13 protein-coding genes and 1 pseudogene are annotated in these 13,772 nt (G+C 71.5%); 9 read left to right on the forward strand and 5 right to left on the reverse strand.

Annotated elements, in window-relative coordinates:
• Window positions 1–163: 163 nt before the first annotated feature.
• Window positions 164–703 (forward strand): orotate phosphoribosyltransferase, encoded by a 540-nt coding sequence (gene pyrE, locus AB0K10_RS07960; protein WP_007454251.1) that lies wholly within the window; start codon window positions 164–166, stop codon window positions 701–703.
• A 57-nt stretch (window positions 704–760) separates the two neighbouring features.
• Window positions 761–1,138: a metalloregulator ArsR/SmtB family transcription factor gene (locus AB0K10_RS07965; RefSeq protein ID WP_007454255.1), complete on the forward strand. Its 378-nt coding sequence runs from the start codon at window positions 761–763 to the stop codon at window positions 1,136–1,138.
• A gap of 169 nt (window positions 1,139–1,307) precedes the next feature.
• On the opposite strand, the gene AB0K10_RS07970 is transcribed toward AB0K10_RS07965, so the two are convergent.
• Window positions 1,308–2,129 carry a DedA family protein gene (locus tag AB0K10_RS07970; protein WP_363681072.1) on the reverse strand — a complete coding sequence of 274 codons (822 nt, stop codon included), beginning with the start codon at window positions 2,127–2,129 and terminating at the stop codon, window positions 1,308–1,310.
• 113 nt (window positions 2,130–2,242) lie between these two features.
• Here AB0K10_RS07970 and AB0K10_RS07975 point away from each other — a divergent pair, with 113 nt between their 5' ends.
• Complete coding sequence (locus AB0K10_RS07975; RefSeq protein WP_363681074.1) at window positions 2,243–2,728, forward strand: SigE family RNA polymerase sigma factor; 486 nt, start codon at window positions 2,243–2,245, stop codon at window positions 2,726–2,728.
• Window positions 2,725–3,789 (forward strand): LCP family protein, encoded by a 1,065-nt coding sequence (locus AB0K10_RS07980; RefSeq protein WP_363681076.1) that lies wholly within the window; start codon window positions 2,725–2,727, stop codon window positions 3,787–3,789. The genes AB0K10_RS07975 and AB0K10_RS07980 overlap by 4 nt, the downstream gene beginning before the upstream one ends.
• Window positions 3,790–3,793: 4 nt before the next feature.
• Here the strand turns inward: AB0K10_RS07980 and AB0K10_RS07985 are convergent, their stop codons facing one another.
• Window positions 3,794–4,006: a hypothetical protein gene (locus AB0K10_RS07985; protein WP_358097149.1), complete on the reverse strand. Its 213-nt coding sequence runs from the start codon at window positions 4,004–4,006 to the stop codon at window positions 3,794–3,796.
• Window positions 4,007–4,128: 122 nt separating this feature from the next.
• Here AB0K10_RS07985 and AB0K10_RS07990 point away from each other — a divergent pair, with 122 nt between their 5' ends.
• Together AB0K10_RS07990 and fbaA are read left to right on the forward strand one after the other, a co-directional pair.
• A complete protein-coding gene (locus tag AB0K10_RS07990; RefSeq protein WP_363681078.1) occupies window positions 4,129–4,512 on the forward strand; it encodes a phage holin family protein in 384 nt (127 codons plus the stop codon).
• 136 nt (window positions 4,513–4,648) lie between these two features.
• Window positions 4,649–5,674 (forward strand): class II fructose-bisphosphate aldolase, encoded by a 1,026-nt coding sequence (gene fbaA / locus AB0K10_RS07995; protein ID WP_363681080.1) that lies wholly within the window; start codon window positions 4,649–4,651, stop codon window positions 5,672–5,674.
• 49 nt (window positions 5,675–5,723) lie between these two features.
• Here the strand turns inward: fbaA and AB0K10_RS08000 are convergent, their stop codons facing one another.
• Window positions 5,724–6,917, reverse strand: a complete 1,194-nt coding sequence (locus tag AB0K10_RS08000) for a hypothetical protein (protein WP_363681082.1) — start codon at window positions 6,915–6,917, stop codon at window positions 5,724–5,726.
• Between the two features lie 247 nt (window positions 6,918–7,164).
• Between AB0K10_RS08000 and AB0K10_RS08005 the strand changes: the two genes are divergently transcribed.
• A complete protein-coding gene (locus tag AB0K10_RS08005; RefSeq protein WP_266247783.1) occupies window positions 7,165–7,593 on the forward strand; it encodes a DUF3151 domain-containing protein in 429 nt (142 codons plus the stop codon).
• Between the two features lie 43 nt (window positions 7,594–7,636).
• Here the strand turns inward: AB0K10_RS08005 and AB0K10_RS08010 are convergent.
• Window positions 7,637–8,557 (reverse strand): annotated as a pseudogene (locus AB0K10_RS08010) (chromosome partitioning protein); the annotation flags it as partial.
• A 1,547-nt stretch (window positions 8,558–10,104) separates the two neighbouring features.
• Complete coding sequence (locus AB0K10_RS08015; RefSeq protein ID WP_363681084.1) at window positions 10,105–11,178, reverse strand: hypothetical protein; 1,074 nt, start codon at window positions 11,176–11,178, stop codon at window positions 10,105–10,107.
• Between the two features lie 124 nt (window positions 11,179–11,302).
• Here AB0K10_RS08015 and AB0K10_RS08020 point away from each other — a divergent pair, with 124 nt between their 5' ends.
• Both AB0K10_RS08020 and AB0K10_RS08025 read left to right on the forward strand, forming a co-directional pair.
• Window positions 11,303–12,592, forward strand: coding sequence for an adenylosuccinate synthase (locus tag AB0K10_RS08020; RefSeq protein ID WP_363681086.1), 1,290 nt, complete (start codon window positions 11,303–11,305; stop codon window positions 12,590–12,592).
• A gap of 223 nt (window positions 12,593–12,815) precedes the next feature.
• Window positions 12,816–13,751, forward strand: coding sequence for a type IV toxin-antitoxin system AbiEi family antitoxin domain-containing protein (locus tag AB0K10_RS08025; protein WP_363681088.1), 936 nt, complete (start codon window positions 12,816–12,818; stop codon window positions 13,749–13,751).
• The last annotated feature ends 21 nt before the right edge of the window (window positions 13,752–13,772 follow it).

A 13,772-nucleotide genomic window follows, 5' to 3' on the forward strand; every position in this document is an offset into this window, starting at 1 on the left:
CGACGCAGGGTCCCGTCGAAAACGCCGCCGTCGGGCGTTGGCGCACCGCCTCCAGGCCGGTCGCTGAGCGTAGTCGAACATCGCCAACCATCGGTGCCTCGTCGGGCTGATCGGGGAGGGCCGTGCAGACGCCGTTCAGACTTGCGCAGTAACCTCTATCGCCATGGGGGACCACGACGACCTGCGTAAATTCATTACCGACCTGGCTGTGGTCCACGGACGGGTCGTGCTCTCCTCGGGGCGCGAGGCAGACTGGTACGTCGATCTGCGACGTGTCACGCTCCATCACCAGGCCGCTCCGTTGGTCGGTCGGGCGCTGCTCGATCTCACCGCCGACTGGGAGTACGAGGCCGTCGGTGGGCTCACCCTGGGCGCGGACCCTGTCGCGCTCTCGATGCTGCACGCCGCTGCTCCGACCGGCCGTGCCCTGGACGCCTTTGTGGTGCGAAAGGCGGGCAAGGCGCACGGTCTGCAGCGACGTATCGAGGGACCGGAGGTGGCCGGCCGCCGTGTGTTGGCGGTGGAAGACACGTCCACAACGGGCGGAAGTGTGTTGACCGCTGTCGAGGCGCTTCGCGAGGCCGGAGCCGAAGTCGTGGGCGTGGCGGTTATTGTTGATCGAGGCGCCGGCGACGCGGTGCGAGCCGCCGGATTGCCGTACAGGGCGGCCTATACGTTGGCTGACCTCGGCCTTGTGGCGTAAAAATTTGCCGATTCGGATCTGCTGATATGCAGGCGGATCGATGCTGCTGGTGGAAGGATGGAATACGTGGGAACTGCGTTGGCCGAAATGACAATGCCTCAGATCTCGCCGCTTGCCGGTGAGCCGATCGAACGTGCCGATGCCGAGCGTCTCGCGGGGGTCCTCAAGGCCCTCGCGGATCCCGCTCGGTTGCGGCTGCTCAGCCTGATCCAGTCGGCCCCCGAGGGCGAGGCGTGCGTCTGTGACCTGACCGCGCCGCTCGGCCTCTCTCAGCCGACGGTCAGTCACCACCTGCGTATCCTCACCGAGGCCGGCTTGCTGGAGCGGGAGAAGCGCGGTGTCTGGGCGTACTACCGGCTGGTCCCGAGTGCGATCGCGACGATCGCCGACCTGCTGACCCCGCCGCGTAAGCGGGCCACCAAGAAGGCCCGCTGACGTAGGCGCTGCGCACCGTCCCATGCCGGGGCGGTGTCCGGTGGCGAGCCAGGGGTGGCGCCACCGGTGGGTGATACCTGCTCGTCCTCGGCCGCACCGCCGCAGGGCGGGCCTGACATGCCGACGGCCGACCCCCTCACCAGGGGGCCGGCCGTCGTCGTATCTCGGATCAGCGTTCCTGGCCGTGCCCCGGGCGCCGGCGGTCGTGCGGGTGCTCGTCGTGGTCGAACTTCTCGCGTACCGCCTCGACCGCGCCCGCGGCGCTGGCCGCCGCGACCACCGCGACCGCCTCGCCGCGCTTGCGCGCCCGCCGGTCCCGCAGGAACTCGAAGAAGATCGGCAGCACCGAGATCAGGACGATCAGGGCGACCACCGGCAGGATGTAGTGGTCGATCTTGTCGCCGATGGCCCGGTAGATCCGATCGGCCAGCAGGTAGCCGATCAGCAGAATGCCGTCCACCCAGAGCACCGCGCCGACGATGTTCCACAGCAGGAACTGCCGCGCCGGCATGCCCAGAGCCCCGGCGACCGGGTTGAGGAACGTCCGCACGATCGGAATGAAGCGCGCCAGCACCACGGCCTTCGCCGGACCGAACTTCTGGAAGTAGTACTCGGCCTTCTCGACGTACTCCCTCTTGAAGAGCCGCGAGTTGGGCCGCTCGAACATCCGCCGGCCGTACCGCGCACCGAGCAAGTGGCCGAGCTGAGCGCCGAGGATTGCGCAGATCGGTCCGCCGATCAGCAGGCCGGCCAGGGAGAGCCGGGTGCCGTCACCGAAGATGGCATCCGCCACCGGCGAGGCGGCCACGCCGGCGAGGAACAGCAGCGAGTCACCGGGGAAGAAGAAACCCACCAGCAGGCCGGTCTCGGCGAAGAGGATCACCCAGACGCCGACCAGCCCGAAGGTCTGCAACAGGTCCTTGGGATCGAGCGGGTTCAGGGCGACGCTCTCCGTGAGGGCGCGGGTCTTCTCAGCTGTGTCCACGGCCACAAAGGGTACCGAAGCTCGTGGCCCGCGCCGCGCTGGACCGGATCCCACCACCCGCGGGCGCAACGTTCCGCCCACCCGTTCCCGTCATCTGGTGCAGGACCTCGGGAGGTGCAGTGACGTACGAGGAGTTCGCGGACGCGCGACTTGCCCCGCTGCTGCGGTATGCGGTGATGCTCACCGGTGATCCGCACCAGGCGCAGGATCTGGTGCAGGAGACGATGGTCCGCGTCCAGCTCAACTGGCGGCGGGTCGCCCACGCGGACTCACCCGAGCGGTACGTACGCCGGATGCTCACCAACCAGTACGTCGACTGGAAGCGCGGCTCGTGGATGCGCCGGGTACTGCTGCGCGGGGAGCCCGACGAGACCCTGCCGTCCTCCGCCGACCACGCCCAGTCCGCCGTGGACCGGGATCAGATCTGGACCTGGCTGTCCCGGCTGCCACGCCGGCAGCGCGCCACCCTCGTGCTGCGCTACTACGAGGATCTGCCCGACGCCGAGATCGCCGACATTCTCGGCTGTGCCGTCGGGACCGTACGTTCGTCCATCTCCCGGGCGCTGGCCACGCTCCGGGCCGAGTACGTGGAGGTTGGCTCATGATCGAGGATGACCTGCGGGCAGCCTTCGCCCGGCACGAGCCGCTGACCCCGCCGACCGGTCCGCTGCGCGCTGCCATCGACCGGCTGACGATCAGGCGACGCCGACGCCGTCGCCGCTGGCAGGCCGGTGGCACCGCGCTGGCCCTGCTCGGGGTGCTGGGGCTCGGGGTGCCCCTGCTGACTCCCGAGCAAGCGGGGCCGCCGCCGGCCGCCGAGCTGCTCGGTGAGTCCGGTCGGCCGACGCCCACCGGCGCGCTGAACATTCTGCTGCTCGGCATCGACGGCGACGGACGGACGGCTGCACGCGCGGATGCCGTGCTGCTGGTGCACATCCCGGCCGACCGCAGCCGCCCCTACCTGGTGACGCTGCCGCGTGACCTGGGGGTGCAGATTCCGGGGCAGGGAACCGACAAGCTGAACGCCGCGTTCCCGTTCGGGGCCGGGTTCACCCGCCCGGAGCTGACCAAGGGGTACGAGCTGACCCGGCGAACGGTGACCGAGCTGACCGGGGTCCGGGTGGACGCCGGCGTGGTGCTGACGTACCGCGCCGTGCGCTCGCTCACCGACGCCGTTGGCGGCGTCCCGACCTGCCTGCCCGAAGCGGTGCGCTCCGTCCACACGAAGCGGCTCTTCCCGGCCGGCTGCCACCGCCTCGACGGCGCCGCGTCGGTCGACCTGCTCCGCCAGCGCTACGGTCTGCTCTGGGGCGTCCAGGACCGGGACCGCAACTCCCGGGTCTTCGCCGCCGGCCTGGTGCGCCAGGCCGCCGACCAGGGCGTGCTCACCGATCCGGTACGCCTCGCCAAGTTGCTGACCACCGTCGGCCCGGACCTGGTGGTGTCACCCGACCGGGGCGCTGTGCTGGACCTGCTGCGGCTCGTCCCCACCCTGCGGACCGTCGATCCGGTCGGGCTCAGCCTGCCGGTCGCCGGGGTGTTTGAGAAGGACCGCTACCTGCGTACCGACCCGAAGCTCGCGCCGGAGTTACTGACCGCGCTGCGGGAGGACCGGCTCGGCGACTGGGCGGCCCGCCACCCGAAGCTTGTCGACAGCGCCCGCTGAGCTGTCAGCGGTAGTCGTCCTCGTCGGTGGTGACCACCCGGGCCTGCTCCATCGCGTCCCAGTCGTCGACCTCCAGGCCGCGCTGCGGCTCGGGGTCGACGTCGGCGGGGCCGACCGCTGCGGCCTGCTCGACCGCGTCGGCCGGCTCCGCCTCGGGGTCGCGTTCGTCCGCGGCGAGGTGGTCGCCGGGGGTGAAGTCCTCATCGGGCTGACCCATGGTCCCTCCCGGGTTGTCGGGGCACGATTCCCACCACCGTACGGGCTGCGTCGGTGCCGCGCGCGGAAGCCGAGTCGGCCGAATCACCCCGTGACGGCGCGCGCCGATGCCAGGATGGTGGCGTGGGCTTCCTCATCCGACTGGCGATCACCGCTGTCGCGTTGTGGGTGACCACGCTGATCGTGCCCGGCGTCGACGTGCACGGCCGCTCCGGTGGCAACACCGTGCTCACGCTGATCGTGGTGGCGCTCATCTTCGGCGTTGTCAACGCGGTGCTCAAGCCGGTCATCCGGGTGGTCGGCTGTGTGTTCTACCTGCTGACCCTGGGCCTGTTCGCGCTTGTGGTCAACGCGCTGCTCTTCCTGCTCACCGACCGGATCGCCCGCGGGCTCGACCTGCCGTTCCAGGTGGACGGCTTCTGGGCGGCGTTCTGGGGGGCGATCGTGATGACAGTGGTCACCTGGCTGATCAGCGTCATCGTGCCGGACCGTCTGGACACCCGGTGAGCGGGTGACACCCCCCTCGATTAGTCCGGCGCACCGCACCTGCGGGATACTGCCGGGCGGAGGACAGCGCGGTCCGGCGCACACGAGAACAACAGCGGCCAGCACGGCCGAGAGTGGTAAGTAAGGAGCGCATCACATGCCCATCGCTTCCCCCGAGGCCTACGCGGAGATGCTGGACCGCGCCAAGGCTGGCCGGTACGCGTACCCCGCGATCAACGTGACCTCCTCCCAGACGCTGAACGCGGCGCTCAAGGGCTTTGCCGACGCGGAGAGTGACGGCATCATCCAGGTCTCCACCGGTGGTGCCGAATACCTGTCCGGTCCCTCGATCAAGGACATGGTCACCGGCGCGGTGGCGTTCGCCGCGTACGCGCACGAGGTGGCCAAGAAGTACTCGGTCAACATCGCCCTGCACACCGACCACTGCCCGAAGGACAAGCTGGACGGGTTCGTGCGTCCGCTGATGGGCATCTCGCAGGAGCGGGTGAAGCGCGGCGAGCAGCCGCTGTACCAGTCGCACATGTGGGACGGGTCGGCCGTGCCGGTCGCGGAGAACCTGCAGATCGCCTCGCAGCTCCTCGACGAGGCCGCCAAGGCCAAGATCGTCCTTGAGATCGAGGTCGGCGTGGTCGGTGGCGAGGAGGATGGCGTCGAGAACGCCATCAACGACAAGCTCTACACCACCACCGATGACGGCCTGGCCATGGTCGAGGCGCTCGGCCTCGGCGAGAAGGGCCGCTACATGGCGGCGCTGACCTTCGGCAACGTGCACGGCGTCTACAAGCCGGGCAACGTCAAGCTCCGCCCGGAGATCCTGAACCAGATCCAGGAGGCGGTCGGCGCCAAGTACGGCAAGGACAAGCCGCTCAGCCTGGTCTTCCACGGCGGCTCGGGCTCTTTGCTGAGCGAGATCCGTGAGGCTCTCGACTACGGCGTGGTGAAGATGAACATCGACACCGACACCCAGTACGCCTTCACCCGGCCCGTTGCCGACCACATGCTGCGCAACTACGACGGCGTGCTCAAGATCGACGGCGAGGTCGGCAACAAGAAGCTGTACGACCCGCGGGCCTGGGGCAAGGCCGCCGAGGCCGGCCTGGCCGCTCGGGTCGTCCAGGCGTGCGAGGACCTGCGCTCCACCGGCACCACGATGACCAAGTAACGACGCTCCACCGACGGCCGGCTCTCCCTCGGGGAGCCGGCCGTCGCCGTCAGGTGGTCAGCAGGCGGACGGCCTCGTGGACGTCGTCGGTGAGGTGGATCGTCGTCGACAGGTCACCGAACGGGGACGCGGCAAGCAGCGGGCGCAGCAACGCCTCCACCGGCAACTCCCGCGTCCAGTAGTCGCGGTCCAGGAAGATGTACGCGCCGCTGGCCCCGTCGGTGCCGTAGTAGGTCTTGGTCGCCGCCTGGAACACCTCCTGCACCGTGCCCGCCCGTCCCGGCGCGAACACGATGCCGCCCCGGGCGAGCCGCAGAATCGTGTCCTCCCGGATGGCGTTCGAGAAGTACTTCGCGATCCGCCCGGCGAACAGATTCGCCGGCTCGTGCCCGTACAGCCAGGTCGGGATCGCCAGCCCACCGCTCCGCGCCCACCCGGCGTCGCCGGCACGCTGGCGGGGCACGCTCGCGTACCGCTGCCGGACCGTCAACGCCACTGCCGTGTACCGGTGGTGGTCGGTGAAGTCGGGCGCGGTGGCCAGCAGGTCGATCGCCGCGGTCAGGTCCGCCGCCGGCCGGTCCGCCAGGTACGCGCCGAGGTTCGCCGCCTCCATCACCCCGGGACCGCCGCCGGTCACCACCAGCCGGTCGGCCCGCGCCAGCTCCCACCCCAGCACGGCAGCCATCCGGTACGCCGCACTGCCGCGCCGCACCGCGTGCCCGCCCATGATGCCCACCACCGACTGCGGCCCGTACCCGCCCAGCCAGGCGCGGGTGGCGTCGGCGAGCGCGTTGTCCACGCCGTGGTCGTGCAGCCGCTGACCGAGCGCTTCCTTCACGTCCGGCAGCGCCCCGCCGTGCGCCCGGTAGTGCTCGTACACCCGGGTGTCGTACATGCCGGCGAACCCGCCCTCGGCGAACCCGGCGGCCAGGTCGTCCGGGGTGTAGAGGTGCGCCGGCTGGGTCGGGTACGGCAGCCCGGAGAACGGTGGCACCACGTTCGCGCCGCGCCGGACCAGGTCGGCGCCGACCTCCCGGGAGGCGAACCGGCAGCCGACGAAGAGCGTGCCGGTGACCTCGACGGCGGTCAGGTCGGGCACCGGGGCGAGGTCGAGGCGCAGCCCCTGCACGGTAAGCCCGGTCAGGCGCCCGGTGACCAGTCGCCTGTCGAACTCGTCCCGGGTCTGGATCTCGTCGGCGTGCAGGTGCGGTTCGATGACGTCCGTGGGAGGTGGGGTCGGCACCCGGCCATCCTGCCCCTTCGACGGGGCCGGCCAAACCCCGGGCGGGGCGGAAACGACAGGAGCCCGGCGGTCGTGGCCACCGGGCTCCTGCGTAACCGGGTCCTGGGGAGGCTCCGGACCATTAGTTGTAGTGGAAAACACCTGGCGGCGGCATAGGCCGCAGGCGTGACCAACTCCTCAGCCGTTCAGCGGAACGCGTCGGCCGACCCGCTCGCGTGTCGCCCTGTCCAGCGGGTTGAATGGGGCGATGCAGAACCTTTTGCCGGAGCCACCGGCCACCCTCCTGCCCGCGAACGACGAGGCCGACGCCGCCCTGGCCGCTGCCCAGGAGGCCGGCACCGACGAGGCGTTCGCCGAGGTGGCGGCCCGCTTCCCGACCTTCAGCGCGGCCTGGGGTGCGCTCGCGGCCCGGGCGTTCGCGGCCGGTGCGGTGGTGACGGGGTACGCGTACGCCCGCACCGGATACCACCGTGGCCTGGACCAGCTCCGCCGCAGCGGCTGGAAGGGCCACGGGCCCGTGCCCTGGTCGCACGAGCCCAACAGGGGCTTCCTCCGCTGCCTGTACGTGCTCTCCCGGGCCGCCGACGAGATCGGCGAGGCCGACGAGGCGGCCCGCTGTGCCCAGTTCCTGCGCGACTGCGACCCGGCTGCGGCGGACGCGCTGGCCAGCAACTGACACCGGCCCAGGGCCGGCCCGACGCCGGGCCGGCCCTGGGCGGCTACAACCCTTCGGCGACCGCTGCGGCGATCTTCAACCAGGCGTCCCGGGTGGCCGAGGAGAGCCCGCCGTACCGGATCGGTTCGCCGCTGTCGATGAGCCGCTCGTACGGCGCCAGCAGCACCGCCCGGGTCCGGGCCGCGAAGTGCTCCTGGATGGCCGGCAGGTCGATCTCCTTGCGGGACGGCGGCATCGACACCACTGTCACCGCCTGCCGGACCAGCCGATGCCTGCCGCTCTGCTCCAGGTGGTCGAGCATCCGGGCGGCCGTCTCCGCCGAGTCGTTACGGGCCGACATGGTGACCACGAGCTGGTCGGTGGCGTCCATCGACGCCTGCCAGTTCTGCGCCCGGACGTTGTTCCCGGTGTCCACGAAGATCAGCTTGTAGAACCGGCTGACCACCTCGCGGATCTCGGCGAACGCGGCAGCCGTCAGCATCTCGCCGCCGGTCGCCGACTCGTCCGAGGCCAGCACGTCGAACATCCCCTCGCCCTGCGAGCGGACGTACTGCGACAGGTCACCGACCCGACCGTGCGCTCCCTGGAACTGCCCGAGGTCGCGCAGCATGTCCCGCACCGTGCGGGAGTGGAAGTCCTGCTGGGCCCGCATCCCGAGGGTGCCCTGCGTCTCGTTGTTGTCCCAGGCCAGCACGTAGCCGCCGCGCTTCTGGCCGAACGTCATAGCGAGCAGCAGGATGGCCACCGTCTTGCCGGCGCCGCCCTTCGGGTTGACCACCGTCACCTGCCGCAGCCCACCGAAGTTGCGGCGCACCATCTCGATGTCCCGCTTGAGCTCCTGCTCGTGCCGCCCCGGCGAGAGCCGGACCAGACCCATCTTGTTGACCACCGCGCGTACGCCCATGGTGGCCACCGGGTCGGCGGGCCGGACCTGCCGGCGGCGGGCGAAGTCCTCGGCCGTCGGCGCGGCAGTGGTCTCCGGCGTCCAGGTGGCGTCCGGGTAACCGGTGGCCGGCACCCGCGCCACCGGGTCGGTCTCCTGATACTGCTGCGGCGGTGTCGGTGGGACCGCTGCGGCGCCCTGCTGCCACGGCGGCGGATACCAGCCCGGCGACGGCGGAAAGGGCCCCGGTGGCGGGGTCGGCACCGCGCCCTGCTGCGGCGGTTCGGCCGGTGCCGGGCCGGGGACCGCCGGCGGGTACGTCTGGGCGGAGTAGGTCTGGCCGGTGTACGTCTGCCCCGCTCCGGTGCCCTGGTCGAACGCGGGCGGTGGCGCGGGGATCGGTGGTGGTGCGGGAATCGGCGGTGGCGCGACGGTGGCCTGATCCTCTGCCGACGGGGGCAGGTTGGTCGGCCGCTGCGGCGGATACGCCCAGGGGGACTCGGTGGCCGGACGCACCGCCCCGACGGCCGGGCCGTCCTCCCCGGTACCGCCTGCTTCGTCAGCCTGCGGCACCGGTCCCGCCCCTGCCGCGGCCGGGTCTGTGGTGGAAGGGCCTGCGACTGCCGGGCCCGGCACGGCCGGGCTCGTCGTGGAGGGGCCTGCGGTGGCTGGGCCCGCTGCGGTCGGGTTTGCCACGGCCGGTCGGTCGACGGGCGTTGCTGCTGCCGTCGGGCGGTCCAGGGAGAACGGCAGGTCCAGGTCGACGCCGCCCGGCGCCGTCGGCGAGTGGGCGACCTGGCCTGGGCCACGCTCGTCCGCCGGCACCGTTCCGGTCCCGCCGCCCGTCGCCCTGGTTGCGGTGCCCGGCGCTCCGCTAGCGGTGTCGGTCGACCACGCCGCGGTGCCCGGTCCGCCGGTTGCGGTGCCCGGTTCCCCCGCTGCGGCGTTCGCTGACGCGGAGGTGGTCGCCGGCATGACCGCGTCGGTCGTCGGAGCGCCGGGGGCCGCCTGTGCCGTATCGCCGCCTGGGCCGAGGAGAGCGCCCACCCCCGGCGGAACCGGTGCCGTCGACGCGACGGGCGGCACCGGCGCAATGGCCGGCGCCGGCGGAATGGCGGGCGCGGGTGGGGTAGCAGGCGCCGATGAACTGGCCGGCGCGGGTGGGGTGGCTGGCGGGTCGGCCGGCGGCCAGCTCGGCTGTGCCGGTGCCCAGCCCGTACCTGCACCGTTCGGGCCGGTGGCTCCCCAGCCGTTCGGCGGCGGCACCGCCCCGGTCAGCGACGGGTAGTCCGACGGAGACGGCGGCGGCAGAGCTGCGGCCCCCGGCTGTCCGGGAACCGGCGGACGGCCGATCGGCGGCGCTGCCACCGGCGGCGCGACGGTCGACGATGGTACGGACGGCGACGGGCCACCCCGCCGCTCGGCGACAGCCGCCCACGGCGGCACCACGTCACCCGCGCCCCGCTCGGCTGGATCCGGCGGCCAGAGTGGCTCGATGTCCCGCTCCGGCACCGGCTGCTGGCCGGGCACCTGCGCCCGGTCGGCGTTCTTGTCCATTACGGTTCCTCCCCAGTCCTCCTGCGAGGATAGGCCCACCGGACGACCGGGGCCGGTCGGCACAGCCAGGGTCAGACCACCCAGACCGCCCAGGCGCCCGGTTCGATCCACCAGGAGCGCTTGCGGGTCAGCTCACCCTCGACGCCATCGTCGAGGTAGGGCACCTTTCCCTCCCGGGGCAGCACCGAGACGGCCCGTCCCCGGGCCCGCCGCACCTCCAGGCGTACCCGCTTGCGTCCCAACGCCGACCGGACGACCACCGGCACGGCCACCGCGACCTCGACCTGGCCGTCGGCCGGGTCCGGAGCGGCCAGCAGCGTCACGTCTTCGAGCGACGCGTACCCGCCGGCGTTGCCGATCGCGCAGACCAGCAGCGGTTCGTCGCCGTCGGTGAGGATGGCGTCGTCCACCTCCACCCGGGCCCGCCAGTGCAGCGGGCGGCCAGCGTCGTCGGCGGCGCCCAACAGGGCGCCGTCCAGGGTCACCGAGCCACCGTCGTTGCGCAGCAGGTCCAGGCGGCGTGGCGTGCCGTCCAACACGGCAGCGGCCACGGCCGCCGGGTCGCGGGGCAGCCCGAGCTGCGCGGCGAGGTCCCGGTGGGCGCCGCCGCGCGCCGGGTCGAGCGGGAGTACGGCGACCGGCGGCAGGTCGGGCAGGGTCCGGTCGCCGCGCAGGTCGGCCGGACGCTTGCTCGGCGCGGGGGCGTACCGCTTGACGAGCCGGCGCAGCACGGCGCGCAACTGCGCGTCGCTCGCCGTGGCGACGACCAGCCGTGTCTTGCCGTCCGAATCCGGCCAGGTGAGACCGTCCGGGCGGGCCGGACCGTCGAGCTGGGTCAACACCGCGTCGATTTCGGCGTCCGAGCGGGCGGTGGCCGTCTGCACACGAGCGCCCCGGGCGGTAAGCGCGTCGGCGCAGGCCAGCACCGGCACCCGGGGCCGATCGGTGGCGCAGACGTCACTCGATGTCCCGCTGGCGTCGGCCGCGGTCCTCCTGCCGTTGTCGGCCGCGGTCGTCTTGCCGGCGTCGGCCGCGTCGACGCCGGTGTCGCTTCCGGTCGCGCCGCCGCAGCAGGCCCCGCCGCTGCCGCAGCCCCCGGGAGCATCGCGCTCCGACGCGAGGGTGAGCAGCACCACGTCGTACACCGAAGGAGCCTCCTGCCTCTCGACGCGACCCCTGCCGGTCGCGCCGTCACTACTTGTTAACCTGACACCCCGGGCTCGCCAACCGGTCGCCACCTGGCACCCGAGCCTTCTGGAGGCGGAAAAGATGCCAGCGATCGTGCTCATCGGCGCTCAGTGGGGCGACGAGGGCAAGGGCAAGGTTACCGACCTGCTGGGTGAGCGGGTCGACTACGTCGTGCGCTACTCCGGCGGCAACAACGCCGGGCACACGGTCATCACCCCGGACGGCCAGAAGTACGCGCTGCACCTGATGCCCTCCGGGGCGCTCTCGCCGAGCGCGATGATCGTCATCGGCAACGGCGTGGTGGTCGACCCGAAGGTGCTGCTCGCCGAGATCGACGGTCTCGCCGAGCGCGGCGTGGACGTGTCCCGGCTGCGGATCTCCGGTGACGCACACCTCATCATGCCGCACCACCGAGCGCTGGACCGCGTGGTCGAGCGGTACCTCGGCTCGTCGCGCATCGGCACCACCGGCCGGGGCATCGGCCCGGCGTACGGCGACAAGGTCGCCCGGATGGGCATCCGGCTCCAGGACCTGCTCGACCCGGGCATCCTGCGCAAGAAGCTGGAACTCGCGCTGCGCGAGAAGAACCAGATGCTGTTCAAGGTCTACAACCGCAAGGCGATCGACCTTGAGGCCACCGTCGAGGAGTACCTGGAGTACGCGGAGCGGCTCAAGCCGTACATCGCCGAGACCCGGGCCATGCTCTGGGACGCCCTGGACCGCGGCGAGACCGTGCTCCTGGAGGGTGCCCAGGCCACCATGCTGGACATGGACCACGGCACGTACCCCTTCGTGACGTCGTCCAACCCGACCGCCGGTGGCGCCTGCGTGGGCGCGGGCATCCCGCCGACCGCGATCAACCAGGTCATCGCGGTGAGCAAGGCGTACACCACCAGGGTCGGCTCCGGGCCGTTCCCGACGGAGCTGTTCGACGCCAACGGCGCGCACCTGCGCAAGATCGGTGCGGAGTACGGCACCACCACCGGCCGGGAGCGCCGGTGCGGGTGGTTCGACGCGGTCGTGGCCCGCTACGCCTGCCGCCTCAACGGCGTCACCGACCTGGTCATCACCAAGCTGGACGTGCTCACCGGGCTGCCCAAGGTGCCGATCTGCGTCGGGTACGAGATCAACGGCAAGCGGGTCGACGACATGCCGATGAGCCAGACGGACTTCCACCACGCCACGCCCATCTACGAGGAGCTGGACGGGTGGTGGGAGGACATCACCAAGGCCCGCACCGTCGACGAGCTCCCGGAGAACGCCCGCCGCTACATCGCGAGGGTCGAGGAACTCTGCAACACCAGGGTGAGCGTCATCGGCGTAGGCCCAGGCCGAGAAGAAAACGTAGTCCAACACCCCCTCCTCCCCTAACCCCCGGCACCCGGCCCCGCCCCGCCCCGCCCCCGCCCCGCCCCGCCCCGCCCCGCCCCGCCCCGCCCCGCCCGCGTTGATCATGAAGTTATTGCCACTCTCCTCGGCGTGTCGTGGCAATAACTTCATGATCAACATGCACTGATCGGCTGGTTATCCACAGCGGGTCCGTGGTTGTCCACAGGGGTGGGTTTGGGGCGCCCGGGTGGGTCAGGGTGGCCGCGTGGACGCTTTGGAAGGTGCGCGGCGGATTGCGGCCGCGCGGGACGGGATCGTGACGCTCGGGGAGGCGCGAACCGCAGGCCTCACCACGCATGAGGTTCAGCGACTCTGCCGGAGCGGTCGATGGCGCTTCGTGGCACGTGGCAGCTATCTCGTGGACGCCGATCTTTATGACGGGGTGCCCAGACGGGCACGGATCAGGGCGGCGGTCGCCTCCTTCGGCCCGTCGGCGGCGGCAGTGCTTGCCACGGCGGCAGAACTGCACGGGCTGGCCGGTCTGCGGGCCACCGAGGTGATCGATCTGTCGGTGCCGGGCCGGGTTGCCAGGCCGGCCCGGGTCGCCCATCCGGAGGTGGTGGTCCATCAGTTGGTCATTCCGCCCGAACATCTCGTCCGAGTGGATGGAATCACCACTACCGAGCCGCTTCGGACCCTCGCCGACGTGAGCCTGCGGGTTGATCGTTTCTCGGCGGTGAGTGTGTTGGATTCGGCGTTGAATCGTCGGCTGATCACCGCGGACGATCTGCACTCCATCCCGCAGCTCGTCCGAGGCCGACGTGGTGCGGTCGCGGCTCGTAGCTACCTGGGCGAGGCGGATGGGCGGGCGCAGTCGCCGCTCGAGACGCGCGCTCGGCTTCGTTGTGTCGACGGCAGCGTGCCGCCCGATGCGCTGCAACTGGAGGTCCGCGACCACGACGGCTATCTGCTGGGCATCGGGGACCTGGGATGGCGTGGTCCCCTGGTCATCGCCGAGGCCGACGGTCGCGGCCCGCACGGCGTTCCCGAAGCAGTCTTCACTGATCGCCGCCGCCAGAACCGGCTGGTCAACGCCGGTTGGACGATCCTCCGCTTCACCTGGCAGGACACTCTCCGTCCCGATTACATCCCGTGGACTGTCCGCCAGGCAATCGCTGCCTCCCGACAGCGACATCGTTGATCATGAAGTTATTGCCACGAC

Source organism: Micromonospora sp. NPDC049274 (genome assembly GCF_040678875.1).
Classification (GTDB): Bacteria; Actinomycetota; Actinomycetes; order Mycobacteriales; family Micromonosporaceae; genus Micromonospora.

Excerpts from the sequence above, each read along its gene's own strand:
- pyrE (WP_007454251.1), top strand. The coding sequence starts at position 164 with ATGGGGGACCACGACGACCTGCGTAAATTCATTACCGACCTGGCTGTG.
- AB0K10_RS07965 (WP_007454255.1), top strand. The coding sequence starts at position 761 with ATGGAATACGTGGGAACTGCGTTGGCCGAAATGACAATGCCTCAGATC.
- AB0K10_RS07980 (WP_363681076.1), top strand. The coding sequence starts at position 2,725 with ATGATCGAGGATGACCTGCGGGCAGCCTTCGCCCGGCACGAGCCGCTG.
- AB0K10_RS07985 (WP_358097149.1), bottom strand. The coding sequence starts at position 4,006 with ATGGGTCAGCCCGATGAGGACTTCACCCCCGGCGACCACCTCGCCGCG.
- fbaA (WP_363681080.1), top strand. The coding sequence starts at position 4,649 with ATGCCCATCGCTTCCCCCGAGGCCTACGCGGAGATGCTGGACCGCGCC.
- AB0K10_RS08005 (WP_266247783.1), top strand. The coding sequence starts at position 7,165 with ATGCAGAACCTTTTGCCGGAGCCACCGGCCACCCTCCTGCCCGCGAAC.
- AB0K10_RS08020 (WP_363681086.1), top strand. The coding sequence starts at position 11,303 with ATGCCAGCGATCGTGCTCATCGGCGCTCAGTGGGGCGACGAGGGCAAG.